The organism is Haloferax sp. Atlit-48N, from assembly GCF_003383015.2.
Classification (GTDB): domain Archaea; phylum Halobacteriota; class Halobacteria; order Halobacteriales; family Haloferacaceae; genus Haloferax; species Haloferax volcanii.
The window spans coordinates 633,944-650,362 of sequence record NZ_CP137689.1 but is presented as its reverse complement, the minus strand read 5'-3'; the positions used below and the strand labels follow the sequence as shown (position 1 = coordinate 650,362).

General features: G+C 66.5%; 13 protein-coding genes. 3 read left to right on the top strand and 10 right to left on the bottom strand.

Features of this window, described 5'->3' with window-relative positions; genetic code table 11:
* Nucleotides 1-4: 4 nt before the first annotated feature.
* From DEQ67_RS03590 to DEQ67_RS03560, 7 genes are all read right to left on the bottom strand, one after another.
* On the bottom strand, nt 5-481 hold the full coding sequence (locus DEQ67_RS03590) for a hypothetical protein (RefSeq protein ID WP_115860317.1): 477 nt from the start codon (nt 479-481) through the stop codon (nt 5-7).
* Between the two features lie 32 nt (nt 482-513).
* Nucleotides 514-1,563, bottom strand: coding sequence for a segregation and condensation protein A (locus DEQ67_RS03585; protein ID WP_115860799.1), 1,050 nt, complete (start codon nt 1,561-1,563; stop codon nt 514-516).
* Nucleotides 1,556-5,278, bottom strand: coding sequence for a chromosome segregation protein SMC (smc, locus tag DEQ67_RS03580; RefSeq protein ID WP_115891353.1), 3,723 nt, complete (start codon nt 5,276-5,278; stop codon nt 1,556-1,558). Before smc ends, DEQ67_RS03585 begins: the two co-directional genes overlap by 8 nt.
* An 83-nt stretch (nt 5,279-5,361) precedes the next feature.
* A complete protein-coding gene (locus DEQ67_RS03575; protein ID WP_115802246.1) occupies nt 5,362-5,685 on the bottom strand; it encodes a DUF7518 family protein in 324 nt (107 codons plus the stop codon).
* Nucleotides 5,686-5,790: 105 nt separating this feature from the next.
* Nucleotides 5,791-7,125 (bottom strand): amidohydrolase, encoded by a 1,335-nt coding sequence (locus DEQ67_RS03570; protein WP_004044248.1) that lies wholly within the window; start codon nt 7,123-7,125, stop codon nt 5,791-5,793.
* A 46-nt stretch (nt 7,126-7,171) separates the two neighbouring features.
* On the bottom strand, nt 7,172-7,636 hold the full coding sequence (locus tag DEQ67_RS03565; RefSeq protein WP_006600620.1) for a hypothetical protein: 465 nt from the start codon (nt 7,634-7,636) through the stop codon (nt 7,172-7,174).
* 1 nt (nt 7,637) lies between these two features.
* A complete protein-coding gene (locus tag DEQ67_RS03560) occupies nt 7,638-8,522 on the bottom strand; it encodes a DUF3100 domain-containing protein (protein ID WP_115860321.1) in 885 nt (294 codons plus the stop codon).
* 169 nt (nt 8,523-8,691) lie between these two features.
* On the opposite strand from DEQ67_RS03560, the gene gatB reads away from it, so the two are divergent.
* Nucleotides 8,692-10,182 carry an Asp-tRNA(Asn)/Glu-tRNA(Gln) amidotransferase subunit GatB gene (gene gatB / locus DEQ67_RS03555; protein ID WP_115860323.1) on the top strand — a complete coding sequence of 497 codons (1,491 nt, stop codon included), beginning with the start codon at nt 8,692-8,694 and terminating at the stop codon, nt 10,180-10,182.
* A 66-nt stretch (nt 10,183-10,248) separates the two neighbouring features.
* Here gatB and DEQ67_RS03550 read toward each other — a convergent pair whose 3' ends face one another.
* Complete coding sequence (locus DEQ67_RS03550; protein ID WP_115860325.1) at nt 10,249-10,944, bottom strand: hypothetical protein; 696 nt, start codon at nt 10,942-10,944, stop codon at nt 10,249-10,251.
* 294 nt (nt 10,945-11,238) lie between these two features.
* Between DEQ67_RS03550 and DEQ67_RS03545 the strand changes: the two genes are divergently transcribed.
* Nucleotides 11,239-13,761 carry a DNA topoisomerase I gene (locus DEQ67_RS03545; RefSeq protein WP_004044253.1) on the top strand — a complete coding sequence of 841 codons (2,523 nt, stop codon included), beginning with the start codon at nt 11,239-11,241 and terminating at the stop codon, nt 13,759-13,761.
* Here DEQ67_RS03545 and DEQ67_RS03540 read toward each other — a convergent pair.
* Nucleotides 13,758-14,720 (bottom strand): restriction endonuclease, encoded by a 963-nt coding sequence (locus DEQ67_RS03540; protein ID WP_115860801.1) that lies wholly within the window; start codon nt 14,718-14,720, stop codon nt 13,758-13,760. The genes DEQ67_RS03545 and DEQ67_RS03540 overlap by 4 nt on opposite strands.
* Before the next feature lie 147 nt (nt 14,721-14,867).
* Here DEQ67_RS03540 and DEQ67_RS03535 point away from each other — a divergent pair, with 147 nt between their 5' ends.
* On the top strand, nt 14,868-15,590 hold the full coding sequence (locus tag DEQ67_RS03535; protein ID WP_004044255.1) for a phosphoglycerol geranylgeranyltransferase: 723 nt from the start codon (nt 14,868-14,870) through the stop codon (nt 15,588-15,590).
* 23 nt (nt 15,591-15,613) lie between these two features.
* Here DEQ67_RS03535 and DEQ67_RS03530 read toward each other — a convergent pair whose 3' ends face one another.
* Nucleotides 15,614-16,381 (bottom strand): DUF4013 domain-containing protein, encoded by a 768-nt coding sequence (locus tag DEQ67_RS03530; RefSeq protein WP_188148137.1) that lies wholly within the window; start codon nt 16,379-16,381, stop codon nt 15,614-15,616.
* Nucleotides 16,382-16,419: the final 38 nt, after the last annotated feature.

Below are 16,419 nucleotides of genomic sequence, written 5' to 3'. Positions count from 1 at the left end.
GGTCTCAGTCGTTCAGTTCTGCGGATTTGCCCGAGTCGCCTTCCGACTCCCCGACCTCGCGTTCGCCACGCGCCGCTTCATCGGTCGGTGAGAACTCGACCCCGTGACAGCGCGTGCAGTACTCGTTTTCCCCGCGGTCGGTCGTCGCGAGCGGGATGCCCGCGACGACGAACTGCGTGCTGAACGCCCGGGCGACGCCCCGGTCGTCGGCCTCGCCGCAGACGACGCACTCGCGGACCGCCCGCGGCGACGTGACCACCTCGCGGACGCGACCGAACGCGGTCGGACTGTACGAGACGTAGCCGGGAAAGTAGCAGTGCAGCCAGAAGATGGGGAGGAAAAACAGGAGCGCCCACGTCCAAATGGCCGACTGGGGGAACAAAATAGCCGCCGCGAGCGCCGCGAACAGCGTCGACGTGACGAGCGAGACCGCGACCGTCAGTCGTCGGAGCGTGCTGGAGAGCAGGGTCGGATGGGGCACGTCCGAGAGTGACGGCGGGCCCGATAAAATAGCTAGTCGTCCGCGATGGCCTCGGCTTCGAGTTCGGGGTCGTCGCTGTCGGCGTCGTCGGCGTCGTCGGCGTCGAACACCTCGGGGTTCCGAATCCAGAGGTCGCCGAACAGGTCGTCCTGCTTGAGGTAGACCGTGCCCCGGTGGGACAGAAACAGGAGCGCGAGATAGGTCGTCATCACGGTGTCGGCCACGTCGCGTATCTCGGCGAACAGCACCTCGTCGCGGCCCTTCTCGTAGTGGGTGGCGAGCACGTCGCCGACGGCTTCGACGACCGCCTCGATGTCCTCGTTGTGGGCGGTCCCGGTCACGTCGTCTTCGGTGGGTTCGCCCGCGCCGCGCATCTCGCCGGGCGTGTGGTAGTCGAGCGTCTGCGTCCCGCGGGAGAAGCCGCGGGGCGACTCGGAGGTGTCGTACTCTCGGCGGCGCTTCCACCACGACCCGCGTTCGACCTCCCGGAGTTCGCGGACGAGTTCGTCCAGCGTTTCGGGCGACCCGCGGGCGTGCTTGCGTTCGAGCCGACGGTCCATCTCGTCTTCCAGCGCGTCGATTGGGTCGAACCCGGGTGGCCCCTCGCCGTCGTCGCCGGGGTGGCCCTCGTCGCCGCCGCTCTCCAAGGCGAGTTCCCACGGTTCGAGTTCCTCCTCGTCGGGTTCGTCCGGGGCGAGGAGTTCGTCCGACTTCATGCGCAGGAGGACGCTCGCGTAGAACAGCGCCCGGCCGGTCGTCCGGAGGTCCATCGCGTCGAGGCGGTTCAGGAACGCGTCCGTGACCTCCACGATGTCGATGTCCCACGGGTCGATGGTTCCCTCCTTGGCGAGTTGGACGAGGAGTTCGACCGGTTCGACCTCGTCGTCGTCCGACTCGGAGACGTCCTCCGGGAGTACCTCGTCCATCGCGTCGGGTTCGGCGGGGGCGGCGTCTGCCTCGGAGTCGGGCGCGGCGTCGTCGCCGGCGAACGAGAAGACCCCGTCGTCATCGTCGTCGCCGTCGCTTCCGTCTCGCTCGCCGCGCCCGCGAGAGAGGTTCAGTTCGGGGATGTCGTCAGTCATCCGCCGGAACCTCCGCTTCCACGTCCGCGTCGGCCTCGCCGCCGTCACCACCGTCCGCGTCGTCGTCGGGGCGGTCGCCGCCGTCGGAGTCGCCGGAGTCGTCGCCGCCCGAGCCGTCCGCGTCGCGGCCGTCACCGCCGTCGCTTCCAGCCCCGCCGTCGCCGCCGAACTGGATACCCGTGACCGCGCTGACGTTGTCGCCCTGCATCGTCACGCCGATAGCGCGCTCGGCGCGTTCGAGGAGCGCAGAGCGGTGCGAGACGACGACGAACTGGGCGTCGCCCGCGAGGTCGTCGACCATCTGGCCGACGCGCTCGGCGTTCGCGGCGTCGAGGAAGGCGTCCACCTCGTCGAGCGCGTAGAACGGCGCGGGGTTGTGCCGCTGGATGGCGAAGATAAACGCGAGCGCCGTCAGCGACTTCTCGCCGCCGGACATGGCGTCGAGGCGCTGGATGGGCTTGTCGCCCGGCTGGGCCTTCATCGTCAGGCCCTCCTCGAAGGGGTCGTCGGGGTTCTCTAACTGGAGGTGCCCCGTCCCGTTCGACAGGCGCTCGAAGATGTCCGTGAAGTTCTCGGCGATGGCGTCGAACGACTCCATGAACGTCGCCTTCTTCTGGGACTCGTACTGGTCGATGCGGTCGGCGATGGCGTCGCGCTCTTCGACCAGCACGTCGCGGCGCTCCTGGAGGGCTTCGAGGTCGGCTTTCACGTCGTCGTACTCGTCGATAGCGAGCATGTTGACCGGTTCGAGTTCCTCCATCTCCTCGGTGAGTCGCTCGATTTCCGACTCGACCGTGTCGTGGTCGGGAATCTCGTCGGGGTCGTAGTCTCCGACCTGCGACTGGAGTTCGTCGATTTCCCATTCGAGCCGTTCGGCGGCCGAGCGCATGCTTTCGAGCTTGGATTCGACCGCATTCACCCGGTCTTTCTTCTCGTCGCGGGCGCTCCGAGCTTCGCGGAGGTCGTCTTGGAGCTCCGTGCGGTCCTCCTTGAGGTCGACCAGTTCCTCCTCGAGTTCGGCGACCGCCTCGCGCTTGGCTTCGAGGTCGTCCTCGCGCTCCTCGATTTTCGACTCCGCCTCGGAGATGGACTCCCGAGCCTCGGCCTTGCGGTTCTGGGCGGCCTCGACCGTGTCGTGGAGGTCGTCGACCGCGTCCTCGGCGTACTGCTTTTCGAGTTGAATCTCGTTGAGCCGGCCGTCGAGCGTGGACATCCGGTCTTCGAGGTCGTCGAGCGCCGCCCGAATCTCGTCGGCGCGGGCGGTGAGTTCCGGAATCTCGGAGTCCGCGAGTTCGGCTTCGATGTCCTCGATTTCGGCCTCGACCGTCTCGATTTCGTCGTCGAGGTCGGCGATTTCGTCGTCGAGGTCGGACATCTGTTCGTCCACCGACTCGCGTTCGGACTGGAGTTCGTCGAGGCGGTCTTCGAGCCGGTCGATTTCGGCTTCGGCCTCCTCGATATCCTCCTCGGCGTCCTCGATTTCGCGCTCGATGGTCCGAACGCGGTCGGCGGCGTCGGAAGCCCGCCCGCGGGCGTCGTCGAGGTCGTCATCGATGTCGCGAATCTCCTCGTTGAGCGAGCGGCGGCGGTCTTCGAGCTTCGTAATCTCCTTCGCGAGGCGGTCGAGTTTGCCCTCGCCGGACTTCGAAAACGAGTAGCGAGAGCCGCCGCCGGAGCCGCCGGTCATCGCGCCGGAGCGCTCCACGAGGTCGCCGTCGAGGGTGACCATGCGGTAGTCGCCCATCAGGTCGCGGGCGGTCTCCATGTCCTCGACGACGAGCGTCGACCCGAGGACGTACGAGAAAATCGACTCGTACTGCGAATCGTAGTCGACGAGGTTGCGCGCGAAGTCCACGACGCCGGGGTTGTCGGGCTCGCGCGGCAGGCTCCGGTTGTCCATCTTCGTGATGGGCAGGAACGTCGCGCGGCCCGCGTTGCGGGACTTCAGGTGGTCGATACAGGACGACCCCACGCCGTCGTCGTCGACGACGACGTTGGCGAGGCGACCGCCGGCGGCCGTCTCACAGGCTTTCGCGTACTCGCCGTCGACGGAGCCGAGTTGGCCGACCGCGCCGTGGACGCCGGAGATGCCGGCGTTGAGGATGGTCGTGACGGCGCGGGGCCACGAGTTATCACCGTCCTTGCCGGCTCGGGCTTCGAGGCGGGCGTACTCGGACTGCTTGGTCTGGAGTTCGTCCGTGACCTCGGACAGTTCGTCGTTCAGGTCGGCCTTCTCGGCCTGCAAGTCCTCGATGACGCCGTCTATCTTCGCCTCGTTCTTCTCGGCGGTGTCGAGTTCGCTGTGCAGGTCGGAGACGGTCGCCTTCAGTTCGGGGATGCGCTCGCGGGCGCGTTCGAGTTCGTCCCGGGTCTCCGAAATCTGGTTCGAGCGGCGGCGCGCGTCGTCGAGCAGGCGGTCCTTGGCGCGCTGGCGGTCGTTCTTCTCGTCTTTGAGCTCGTCGAGCGTCTCCTTTCGCTCCGCGAGTTCGGACTTCAGCTCGTCGAACTCGGTGTCCACCGAGTCGATTTCGGCCTGCACCTCGGAGAGTTCGACCCGCTTGGACTGGATGTCGCTTTTGACCGACGCCTTCTCGACTTTGACCTCGCGGATGTCGTCTTCGAGGTCGTCAATCTGTTCTTGCTTGCGGTCGATGTCGACGAACGCCTTGCGGCGCTCGGCCTCGGCGTCGTCGCGCTTCTCCTCGGCGGCCTCGATGGCGTTCTCCAGCCGGGAGATGTCGCCCTTTATCTCCTCCATCTCCGACTTGATGCGGAGCTGTTCATCCTCGCCCTTGCGCTCGATTTCGCGGGTGAGGTCTTCGAGGTCCTCTTCGAGGCGAGTGACTTTCCCCTGTCGCTCGTCGAGTTCGGCCTGTAACGCTTCGAGGTCGGCTTCGGTGGACTCGATGCGCGATTCGGTCCGCGAGAGGTCCTCGCGCTTGTCTTCGAGTTCCGCGGCCTTCAGGTAGCCCTCGTACTCTTCTTTCTCCTCGCGGAGTCCTTTGTAGGTGAGCGCCGTCTCGCGCTCGTCTGCGAGCTGGTCGAGTCGCGTCTCCTTTTCCTCGATGCGGAGGTCCGCCTCGTCGACGCGCTCTTCGACCGCCTCCAACTCCTCGAAGGCGGCGTCTTTCTTCTCGTCGAACTCGGCGACGCCCGCGATTTCGTCGATGATGCCCCGCCGCTGGTAGGGCGTCATGTTGATGATTTCGGTCACGTCGCCCTGCATGACGACGTTGTAGCCCTCGGGGGTGATGCCCGCCTGCGCGAGCAGGTCCTTGATGTCCGAGAGGTTGACCGAGCGCTCGTTGAGGTAGTAGTACGAGTAGTAGTTGTCCGGCGTCTCCTTGACGCGGCGCTTGATAGTTATCTCCTCGACGCCGCCGACTTTGTCGGTGCCGGCGGCGTTGACGACCTGCGAGCGGTCGAGCGTCCCCTCGGAGTTGTCGAGGACGACCGTGACGCTGGCCTCCTTGGGCTTGTCGGGGGCCTCGTCGCTGCCGTCGGCGTGGCCGGGGTTGTAGATGAGGTCCGTCAGCTTCTCGGCGCGAATCCCGCGAGTGCGGGCGAGGCCGAGCGCGAAGAGGACGCCGTCGATGATGTTCGATTTGCCGGAACCGTTCGGGCCCGTAACGACCGTGAAATCCTCGTAGAACGGGATGCGAGTCGGCCGCCCGAAGCTCTTGAAACCGTCAAGGACGAGCTCTTTGATGTGCATGGGTTGGTGTTCACGCGGGCGACGCCCGCAGGTGGAACGCGCCGCATGAACACGGGGCGCGCTCGCTCGGACGGCGCGCCCGATTACGCGACGATGATATCGTCGTCGGGCGTCTCGCCGTCCCCTTCGTCAGTCTCGTCGGCCTCGTCCGGTTTAGTCTCGTCGGCGTCGGCCGGCGAGGTCTCGTCGGCGTCGGCGGGCTCCGCGGCGGCGGCCTCCGCGTCGGCCTCGTCTTCGGTCTCCCAGTCGCCGCGACGGGTCGCGGCCCGCGAGGGGACCTGCACGTCGTTGGCGTCTTCGAGCTGGCGGAGCCGTTCTTTGGTCTCGACGAGCTCCTCGGTGAGCCCGTTGACGGCGGCCTGAAGTTCTGCGACTTTGGATTCGAGTTCCTCCACCCGGTTACTCATGGGTAACATAGCCCCGCGCGTGAGACATAAATGTGCGTCAGACAATCACCGAAAATGTGATACGTGTGAAGGGGGTCCCGGGGCGGAACCCCCATCGCTGACATCTCAGTCCCGGTACGACTCGGTCGTCGTCGCCCGGAGCGACCGGACCGCGTCGAGGTACTCTTCGCGACTGCGCTTTTCGGCTTTCGCTTCGCGGACCGCCGCCATCGCCTCGGGGCTGGTGAGCAGGTCGACCAGCGTGCAGGCGGTGAGCTTCGCGGGGATGACGTAGGCCATCTCCTCGTCGACGACGCGGAAGTCGCGGGCGTGAACCGCGCCCTCGAAGCCGCCGGTCCACGGGTGGATGCCGGGGACGAGTTGCGTGATGTCGCCCATGTCGGTCGACCCCGAGAGGTGCGGCGTCCCCGGCGTGACCGCGTCGGGACCGACGATGTCGCGGGCGTTCTCGTCGTAGAACGCGACGATCGTCTCGTCGGTCCGAAGCGGCATGTAGCCGGGGTAGTCCTCGATTTCCACATCGCCGCCGACGCCCATCGCGCCCGAGGCGAGCGCCCGATTGACCGACTCGTTGGCGTCCGCGACCGCTTCGACCGAGGCCGCGCGGACGTACGACTCCATCGTCACCTCGGCGGGGACGACGTTGACGCCGTCGCCGCCGCGGGTGATGATGGGGTGGACGCGGACGTGGTCCTCGTCGCGGAAGCGCTCGCGCTGGGCGTGGACCGCGTTCATCCCGAGCATCGCGGCGTTGAGCGCGTTGACGCCCTCCTCGGGGGCCGCGCCGGCGTGCGCCTCGGTCCCGCGGTAGGTGACGAACTTGCCGACGAAGCCGTTGGTCGAGAAGTCGCTCGTAATCGTCCGCTCGGGCGTGTCGCTGCCGGCGTGCATCATCGCGGCGGCGTCCCAGTCGTCGACGTAGCCGCGGCGGATGAGCTCCTGTTTGCCGCCGAAGAACTCGATGTCGCCGGCGTCGAGCAGGCCGCGCCGGTAGTCGAGGTCGAGATACTCCTCGGCCGGGACGGCGACGAACTCGACCGCGCCGTCGAGGTCGTCCACGACGCCGCTGCCGACGAGGCCGAAGGCGGTCCCCACGAGGTTCGCGAGTTGGGCGTTGTGGCCGCAGGCGTGGACCGCGCCGGTCTCGGGGTCCGCCATCGGGTGGTCCGGGTTGACGAGCGCGTCGAGTTCGCCGAGGACGGCCGCGACGAAGTCGCCCGACCCCGCGCGGGCGCGAGCGCCGGTAATCGCCAGCTCCGTCTCCACGTCGAGGTCGAGGTCTTCGAACAGCGAGACGACCTTCTCGGTCGTCTTCACCTCCTTGTAGCCGAGTTCCGGTTCGGCCTGCACGTCCTTCGCGAAGTCGATAATCTCGTCCGCGCGGTCGTCGATAGCGTCGCAGACGCGGGCTTTGAGGGCCGCGACGCGGTCGTCGGTCATCGCGTCTCACCCCGGCGCGGACGGCGGGCGGTCGTGAGGCGCGACATCAGATAATCCCCTGTGCGGACAGCACGGCCTGCGAGATGAGCGCCGAGCCGAAGAACGTACCGAAGAAGACGAACACGGCCACGAGGACGAGCTTCCAGCTGACCTCCTTCATCTTCCCGGTCTGGAGGCCGATAGAGAGGCCCGCGTAGGCGAGAATCGGCGTCGTCGTGGCGAGGAAATCGATTTCTCCGACCGCGGCGAGAAACGGCGCTTGCACCGGCGAAAACGGCAGTGCGAGCGCGAACGCGAGCACCATCGCGTAGGCGAACGCCGGCAGGTCCAGCGGAATCAGCCGCCCCATGAGCAGGGCGACGAGGCCGAGGACGACGATGAGCGCCATGCCGGGGAGCGCGGCGACGAAGCCCGTGCCGGTGGCGATGAAGTTGGCCGTCAGCGTCAGGAACGCCACCACGAGCAGCATCTTCAGCGACTCGACGGAGAACTCCGGGGTCGACATCGACATCTCACTCACCTCCATCGGCCGCGGCGGTGTCGCGGCCGAACACGGGCGCGAGGACCGCGTACAGACGCGTGATGACCGGGAGGCCGACGAGGATGACCATGTAGAGCCCCGTGATGCCGGTCAGGAGGTTGCTCGTCGCGGCGAAGCTCAGAATCTGGTCCTCGGCGACGCCCGCACCGCCGACGGCGGCCGCCAGCGACGTGGAACAGGCGGTCATCATGCTCGCCGACCCCATGCCACAGGCCATCGAGAGCGCGAGCGGGTGCAGCCCCGTCGCGGGCGCGAAGCCGCCGAGCAGGCCGAAGAAGACGGTTCCGAGGACCGTTCCGGTCATGTAGGTGCCGAGGACGCCGCGGCCCTCGGGCGACTCGATGCCGTACTTGTCGGTGATGACGCCGAGGGTCGGTTCGCGGGCGATGCTGACCGCCGCGCCGATGGACTCGCGTTTGAGGCCCAACAGCAGGGCGAGCGGGAGCGCGATGAGAATCGTGCCGAGGTTCCCGAACTCCTGGAGGACGAACGCCGGCCCGGCCGCCACGAGGTCGTAGAACGAGGGCGCGACGAGCGTCCCGTATTTCACGCCGAGCGGCATCAGCGCGACGACGAGAAGCGGCGAGGCGATGCGGCTCACGTCCTCGTCGACGACCGACCGGAGCGGTTCGATGACCGACCCGAGGACGCTGTAACTGAGGGCGAGGCCGAGAACGACCGCGTACAGAAGCGGCAGGAGCACGACCTGGCCCGGTCCGAGCGGGAACGTTATCGTCCCGATGAGTTCCGCGACGACGACGATGAGAAGGACCGTCAGATGCGTCCGGAGATGCGCCGAGAGCCGGCCGGCGGTCCGAATCGGTGCCCATCTATCCGAGGTGGTATCGTTTGTCATATGTGAACGAATTCCGTAAATCGTGGTGATGAAACGCCAGTATATAAAACCTCGTTAGTGATTGTCTGTCGGGTGTCACAGGGCTCGGTGTCGGGCCGCCGACCCGCGAACGGGGTCCACCGCGACCAGTCCCGTTAGTCTTTAGCCCACCGCCGTCGAAGCCCGGCCAATGACTGCGCAAGCGCTCGAACAGCGCGAACTCGCGGTCGTCATCGGGTTGGAGGTCCACGTTCAACTCGAGACGGCCACGAAGATTTTCTGTAGCTGTTCGACCGAGCCTGCCGAGGACGAGGAGCCGAACACCCGCGTGTGCCCCGTCTGTCTCGGGCTGCCGGGCGCGCTCCCGGTGCTCAACGAGGCGGCGGTGGAGTCGGCGGTCAAAATCGGCAAGGCGCTGAACGCCGACATCGCCGAGGACACCCGCTTCCACCGGAAGAACTACTACTACCCCGACCTGCCCAAGAACTTCCAGATTACCCAGTACGACGCGCCCATCTGCGCCGACGGGACGCTGGAAGTGTCCGTCGAGGGTACCCGCCGCGACATCGGCATCACGCGCGCCCACCTCGAAGAGGACCCCGGGAGCCTCCAGCACAAAGGCGGCAGCATCGACACGGCGGACTACACGCTCGTCAACTACAACCGCGCCGGCACGCCGCTGGTCGAAATCGTCACCGAACCCGACTTCCGAAGCCCGCAGGAGACCCGCGCGTTCCTCGCCAAGCTCGAAGAGGTGCTCGAATACCTCGGCGTGTTCGACGCCACCCGCGACGGCTCGCTCCGCATCGACGCCAACATCTCGCTCGTCCCCGCCGACGAGGTCGACGACGACGGCGCGATTTCCGACGAGGCGCTCGAAGCGGCCAACCGCACCGAGGTCAAGAACATCTCCAGCCACAAGGGCGCGGAGAAGGCGCTGGCCTACGAGGTCACCCGCCAGAAGAACGCCATCCAGCGTGGCCGCGCCGTCGAACAGGAGACGCGCCACTGGGACGAGTCCCGCGGCATCACCGTCTCGATGCGCTCGAAGGAAGAAGAAAAGGACTACCGCTACTTCCGCGAGGCCGACCTCCCGCCGCTCCAGGTCGCCCACTGGAAGGAGGAGATTCCGATTCCGGAGCTTCCCGACGCCCGCCGCGAGCGCTTCCATACCGAGTACGGCATCGACGAGGAGTCCGCCTCGAAGCTCACCTCGACCAAGGAGGTCGCGGACTTCTTCGAGGACGTAGCCGCCGAGTTCGACGCCGACCTCGCCGCGACGTGGGTCGCCGACAACCTCCTCGGCGAACTCAACTACCGCGATATGCACATCACGGACGTGTCGGACCGCCTCGACGAGTTCACGCGGCTCGTCGAACTCGTCGCCGCCGACGAGGTGACGACGAAGAACGCCGAGGAAATCGTCCTCCGCGAGATGCTCGACGAGGGCAAGGACCCCGACACCATCGTCAACGAAGCGGGGCTGGGCAAGGCCGACGACGACGAAATCGGCGGCTTCGTCCAGGAAGCCATCGACGAGAACCCCGACGCCGTCGAGGACTACCACAACGGCGAGGGCGGCGCGCTGAACTTCCTCGTCGGGCAGGTCATGCAGAAGTCCCAGGGAAGCGCCGACCCCGGCACCGTGAACCGGTTGCTCCGCGAGCGACTGGACGAATAACCGACTGACTTCGATTCCTCTTCTCCGCGACGGGCGGCCGTTTCCTGTCAGCCCCGGAGAACGTGACTACGACCAGTCGTCGTCATCGCCGCGGCCGAACAGCATCGCCGACCCGAGAACGACCGCGAACCACGTCAGTGCCTCCTCCGCCGCCGGCGACGACGGAAGCGGGCGGTCCACGCCGGTCCGGTAGACGAGGTAGTAGTCGCCGTCGACTTCGAACACTCTCGCGCCCGCGTCCGTCGGCCAGAGTTCGCGGTCCGCGGTCCCCGACCCGTTCTCGATAGCCGTCCACGCGGTCGGGTATCGGTCCGGGGGCCGAGCGATATGGTCCAGCGCCGCCGCGGCCGGGACGCGCGCCGTCGAGAGGACGTACCGGCCGTCCTCCCACGTCGATTCGCGCTCGAAGACACGGCCGTCGTAGTAGGCGAGATACAGTTCGTCGGCGTCGAGATGCCCGGACGAACTGAATTTCACGTCCGGGTGGTCGACTGCGAGCGTCTCGTTGAGGGTCGCGGCCTCCAGCGCGCAGTAGCGCGTCGCCGACGACCCGACCGAGCAGGCGAACCCGTCGATGCCGTGCCGCAACTCCGAGCGAGCGTCGCGGTCGGGCACGACGAGACGGTTATCCTCGACCCTGATTTCGGCGGACTCGTAGGTGTACGTCGGGCCGGTGAGCCCGAGCGCCGGCCCCCAAAGCGGCGTGAATATCAGGAGGACCGCGAGGCCGAGGCGGAGGTGTTCGGTGGAGGGCTGTCGCATGGCGCTCCCTTCCGAGCCGTCGGAGAAAGTCGTTCTGCTGTCAGGTTCGGCGGGCGGCTGTTATCGGTTCCCGTGTCGCAGTCGTCTCGGGTATCGTCGTCGCTCCTAGCGTCGGGTCGGCGGAGCGAGTCGGTGAAATCCGACGGGAGACGCGGCGTGTCGCGGACGCGTCGGCAGACACACCTTCGCGCGCGAGGGCGCTCACCCGCCCGCCCGTATCCGCGCGCGTTGAGGCCGCTACGCTTCGAATTCGGCACGAAAGGTTTAGGACAACCCCCGACATATCGCCGCTCAATGAGCAGGGGTCCGGAACTCATCATCACGGAGAAGGACAACGCCGCGAGGCGCATCGCCGACATCCTGAGCGGCGAGACCGCCTCCGCGGAGCGAATGAACGGCGTGAACGTCTACAAGTGGGGCGGCAAGCGCTGTATCGGGCTGTCGGGCCACGTCGTCGGCGTGGACTTCCCGCCGGAGTACAACGACTGGCGCGACGTGGAGCCGGTCGAACTCATCGGCGCGCCCGTCGAGAAACACCCCACGCAGGAGAACATCGTCGCCGCGCTCCGCCGGCTCGCCCGCCGCGCGGGAAAGGTTACCATTGCGACCGACTACGACCGCGAGGGCGAACTCATCGGCAAGGAGGCGTACGAACTCGTCCGCGACGTCAACGAGGACGTGCCCGTCGACCGCGTTCGGTTTTCCTCGATTACGAACCGCGAGGTGACGGAGGCGTTCGAGAACCCCGACGACCTCGACTTCGACCTCGCCGCCGCGGGCGAGGCCCGACAGATTATCGACCTCGTCTGGGGGGCGGCGCTCACGCGCTTCCTCTCGCTTTCGGCCCGCCAGCTCGGCAACGACTTCATCTCGGTCGGCCGCGTGCAGGGGCCGACGCTGAAACTCATCGTCGACCGCGAGCGCGAAATCGACGCGTTCGACCCTGAAGACTACTGGGAGCTGTTCTCCAAACTGACGAAAGACGCCGACGGTGACGCCGAGTCGTTCGAGGCGCAGTACTTCTATCTCGACGACGACGGCACCGAAGCCGAGCGCATCTGGGACGAAGACGACGCGGAGGAAGCCTACCAGACGCTCCTCGGCGTCGAGGCCGCCGAGGTCTCGTCGGTCAACCGCCGCACGCGGACCGACACGCCGCCCGCCCCGTTCAACACCACGCAGTTCATCCGGGCCGCCGGCTCTATCGGCTACTCCGCCCAGCGGGCGATGAGCATCGCCGAGGACCTCTACACGGCCGGTTACATCACCTACCCGCGGACCGACAACACGGTGTACCCCGACGACCTCGACCCGCGCGAACTGCTCGGCGCGTTCGAGGGCGACCGCCGGTTCAAGGAGGACGCCGAATCCCTCCTCGAACAGGAGGAAATCGAGCCGACCGAGGGCGACAACGAGACGACCGACCACCCGCCGATTCACCCGACCGGCGAACTCCCCTCGGCGTCCGACCTCTCAGACGACGAGTGGGACGTGTACGAACTCGTCGTCCGGCGCTTCTTCGCCACCGTCGCCGAGGACGCCGTCTGGGAGCACCTCCGCGTCGTCGCCGAGGTCGAGGGGCTCTCGCTGAAGGCAAACGGCAAGCGCCTGCTCGAAGCCGGCTACCACGACGTGTACCCGTACTTCAACTCCAGCGAGTCGTTCGTGCCGGACGTCGAGGAAGGCGAGTCGCTCGTGCTGTCCGACACGCACCTCGACGCCAAGCAGACCCAGCCCCCGCGGCGCTACGGCCAGTCGCGGCTCATCGAAACGATGGAACAGATGGGCATCGGGACGAAGGCGACCCGCCACGACGTGATTCAGAAGCTCTACGACCGCGGCTACATCGAGAGCGACCCGCCGCGACCGACCCGCCTCGCGCGGGCCGTCGTGGAGGCCTCCGAGGACTTCGCGAAGCTCATCGTCAGCGAGGAGATGACCTCGCAACTCGAATCCGATATGCTGGCTATCGCCCGCGGCGAAGCCACCCTCGAAGACGTGACCGAGGAGTCCAAAGAGATGCTCGGAGAGGTGTTCGAGGGGCTGATGGAGTCCCGCGAGGAACTCGGCAAGCAGCTCCAAGACTCGCTGAAGGCCGACAAGACGGTCGGCACCTGCCCGGACTGCGGCGGCGACCTCGTCGTCAGAAAGAGCCGTCGCGGCTCGTACTTCATCGGCTGTGACTCCTACCCAGACTGCACTTACACGCTGCCGCTTCCCTCCACGGGGAAGCCGCTCATCATGGAAGAGTCCTGCGAGGACCACGACCTCCACCACATCAAGATGCTCGCCGGGCGCAAGACGTTCGTCCACGGCTGTCCGCTCTGTAAGGCCGAGGAGGCCGACGAGGAAGACGACCTCGTCATCGGGACGTGTCCCGAGTGCGGCGAAGAACACGACGGCGAACTCGCCATCAAGCGCCTCCGCTCCGGCTCCCGGCTCGTCGGCTGTACCCGCTACCCCGACTGCGACTACTCGCTGCCGCTACCCCGTCGCGGCGACATCGAGGTGACGGACGAGTCCTGCGAGGAACACGACCTTCCCGAACTCCGGATTACGTACGAGGGCGACCGCGAGCCGTGGGAACTCGGCTGTCCCATCTGTAACTACCGCGAGTACCAAGCCCAGCAGAACGGCGAGGGCGGTTCCGAGTTAGAGAGCATCAACGGCATCGGCGCGAAGACCGCCGAGAAACTGAAAGACGCCGGTATCGAGGACGTGAAGACGCTGAAGGCGTCCGAACCCGACGACATCGCGGCGAAAGTCGAAGGCGTTGGTGCGGATACGGTTCGGAAGTGGCAGACGGCGGCGGATTAATTCCCGTTCCAAACGTATCGTTTTTCGCGTCCGTTTTCGACCGAGACTTCGGGGAGTCGGGCGAGCCAAACGCCGACCGAACTGCCCCGGCGTTTCGCGCTACTCCGCGATAGCTCCGACTCGGACGCGATGAAGTCGACGAGCACGCCGTGTCCGAATGACCTCTCCTTCGAGAGCGAGTTTACGAGTCGTTCGATTATCTCTGCGTTTCGAATCCCGTCGAGAAGGAGGATTTCGGCCTCGTCGTCGAGGCCCGCCGCTCGATAGGCGACGTACCGAGCGCCGCTTCGGGTGAGCGACCAGCGGCGCTGTCTGTGGGATTCCTCGTCCGGCCACTCTTGGTGAACGAACCCGAGAACCCAGCCCGCAATCGCGTACAGGTCCGCGTGACGGGGCGACGCGCCCGCGGACTCGACGATATCGTCTTTCTCGCCACGGGAGTCACCGATAGCCGAGAGAACGGTATCCAGCGTTTCGAACGAATTGGCGAGTGGGACTCGCTTAGATGGTATCACGCCCGCCTCACCGGGCTCTCCGAACAGGCTCCAGAACTCTTCGTCGGGTTCGAACCGAGTACTCTGCCGGCGAACGCCGACGCGAAGGTCGATCATCGAGTCGAACAGCTCGGAACCATTCACCAAGTGAATCCCAGCTCGTTCGGCGCTTTCGACGGCTGGTGTGGTGAACGAACTCGCCGTGATGACCGTCCCGGTGTCGCATCCCGTGTCGGCCAGCGCCCCCTGAAATCGCTGTATTTCGGGCGAACCGACCGTGTTGCTTGAGCCGTACTGCTTCGCCTGAACGCCCAGCGAAACGTCCAAAAGCGAATTTCTGATGCGTCCGTCGATGTCGATACCGCCGTCCTGTCGAAACGCCGTCACCGAGAACCGCACCGAGGGGAGTGACTCGGAGAGTACCGACTCGCAGAGTAATTCGAACTCCTCCGGGGACAGCGTCATCGCTCGACTTTCTACATACTCGGTCGCGGCGGCAGCGTCCATCGTACACCGGGTTTGGTGACAGGTGGGTTAAAATTCACTCCCGGCTATGCGTGTGACCCGTTCCATCCGCACGCTTTTTACGCCCCCTCAAGCATAGAGCGACCAATGAGCTATCCGTGGGAAGACTGGGACCATATCACCAAAATCGACCCTGACAAGGACCTCGTCGACGGCGAGACGTTCGAAGACGTGTGTGAGACGGGCACCGACGCCCTCGAAATCGGCGGCACGCTCGACATCACAGAGGAGAAGATGGAGCGCGTCATCGAGGCCACCTCGAAGTACGACGTACCCATCTATCAGGAGCCGTCGAACCCCGGCGTCGTCATCGACGACGACGCGCTGGACGGCTACCTCATCCCGACGGTGTTCAACGCGAGCGACTCGTTTTGGATCACCGGCGCGCACAAGGAGTGGGTCCGCATCGAAGACGGCCTCGACTGGGACCGTACCCACACCGAGGCGTACATCGTGTTGAACCCCGAGTCGTCGGTCGCCGAGTACACCGACGCCGACACCGACCAGTCCGCCGAGGACGTGGCGTCGTTCGCCCGCGTCGCCGAGAAGATGTTCGGCCAGAAAATCATCTACGTCGAGTACTCCGGCACCTACGGCGACCCCGAGAAGGTCGGCGCGGCGCACGACGCGCTCGACGACGCGACGCTGTTCTACGGCGGTGGCATCCACGACTACGAGTCGGCCTACGAGATGGGCCAGCACGCGGACGCGGTCGTCGTCGGCAACCTCCTGCACGACGAGGGCGTCGACGCGGTGCGCGAGACGGTCGAGGGCGCGAAGGACGCGACGGCCGAACTCGTCGCAGAGTAATCCCACGGGCGCGGTTTCTGTTTCTACGCCGACGGTACCGACTCCGCTGACTCCACCGACTCCGCGTTCACGCCGTCGGCGTGCGACTCGCGGGTCGCGTCGGCACCGGGCGACGACGCATCCGGTGCGCCGCGACCGAGGAGCGTCGCCGACACGACCAAAAGGAGGAACGACGCGGTCGCGGCGAGAAGGGTTCCGGCGACCGGAACCGCGGCGCAGAGAGCGACGAACAGACGGGCGACGAAGACGACGAGCGCGACGGCCGAGGCGACGCGGACGAACGAGCGGTCGGACGCGAGGTCGCGCGTGGCCGGAATCGCCGCGGCGAGCGACGCTTCGCGGGCGAGAGCGACGGTCGCCACCAGCGAGAGATACGACCCCAAAAGCGAGGCGAGGACGGCGGCGACGAGGCCGGCGGTGTCGAGCGCGGTGACGCCGAAAGACCCGAGCATCACGGGGTTGGTCGCGTACGAGAGCATCGCAATCGACGGCCTGGAACCCGGAAGGGCGACGGTCGCGAGGCCGACTGCGGGGAGTTGGAGCGCGACGAGCGCGGCCGAGAGACGAGCGCCGTCGACGGCCATACCGGTGAGGTCGTCGAACGAGGGGAGCGCGGCCGCCTCACGGTCGCCGGCGCGAACGAGGCGGACGACGTAGCCCGCAAGCAAGATGCCCGCAAGCGGCGTGGCGAGCGACGCGAGCGTCGAGACGACGCCGAGGAGGGTCGTATCGACCGAGGTGTCTTCGGCGAGCGGGAGTGCGAACGCGGCTTCGAGGTCTGAAACGTCCATGTCCGAGGCGAGATGGTCGCGGGTTCGTATATAAATCT

What these genes read in the sequence shown, in the direction of transcription:
- DEQ67_RS03585 (WP_115860799.1), bottom strand. Translation starts at nt 1,563, where the DNA reads ATGACTGACGACATCCCCGAACTGAACCTCTCTCGCGGGCGCGGCGAG.
- smc (WP_115891353.1), bottom strand. Translation starts at nt 5,278, where the DNA reads ATGCACATCAAAGAGCTCGTCCTTGACGGTTTCAAGAGCTTCGGGCGG.
- DEQ67_RS03575 (WP_115802246.1), bottom strand. Translation starts at nt 5,685, where the DNA reads ATGAGTAACCGGGTGGAGGAACTCGAATCCAAAGTCGCAGAACTTCAG.
- DEQ67_RS03570 (WP_004044248.1), bottom strand. Translation starts at nt 7,125, where the DNA reads ATGACCGACGACCGCGTCGCGGCCCTCAAAGCCCGCGTCTGCGACGCT.
- DEQ67_RS03565 (WP_006600620.1), bottom strand. Translation starts at nt 7,636, where the DNA reads ATGTCGATGTCGACCCCGGAGTTCTCCGTCGAGTCGCTGAAGATGCTG.
- DEQ67_RS03560 (WP_115860321.1), bottom strand. Translation starts at nt 8,522, where the DNA reads ATGACAAACGATACCACCTCGGATAGATGGGCACCGATTCGGACCGCC.
- gatB (WP_115860323.1), top strand. Translation starts at nt 8,692, where the DNA reads ATGACTGCGCAAGCGCTCGAACAGCGCGAACTCGCGGTCGTCATCGGG.
- DEQ67_RS03550 (WP_115860325.1), bottom strand. Translation starts at nt 10,944, where the DNA reads ATGCGACAGCCCTCCACCGAACACCTCCGCCTCGGCCTCGCGGTCCTC.
- DEQ67_RS03545 (WP_004044253.1), top strand. Translation starts at nt 11,239, where the DNA reads ATGAGCAGGGGTCCGGAACTCATCATCACGGAGAAGGACAACGCCGCG.
- DEQ67_RS03540 (WP_115860801.1), bottom strand. Translation starts at nt 14,720, where the DNA reads ATGACGCTGTCCCCGGAGGAGTTCGAATTACTCTGCGAGTCGGTACTC.
- DEQ67_RS03535 (WP_004044255.1), top strand. Translation starts at nt 14,868, where the DNA reads ATGAGCTATCCGTGGGAAGACTGGGACCATATCACCAAAATCGACCCT.
- DEQ67_RS03530 (WP_188148137.1), bottom strand. Translation starts at nt 16,381, where the DNA reads ATGGACGTTTCAGACCTCGAAGCCGCGTTCGCACTCCCGCTCGCCGAA.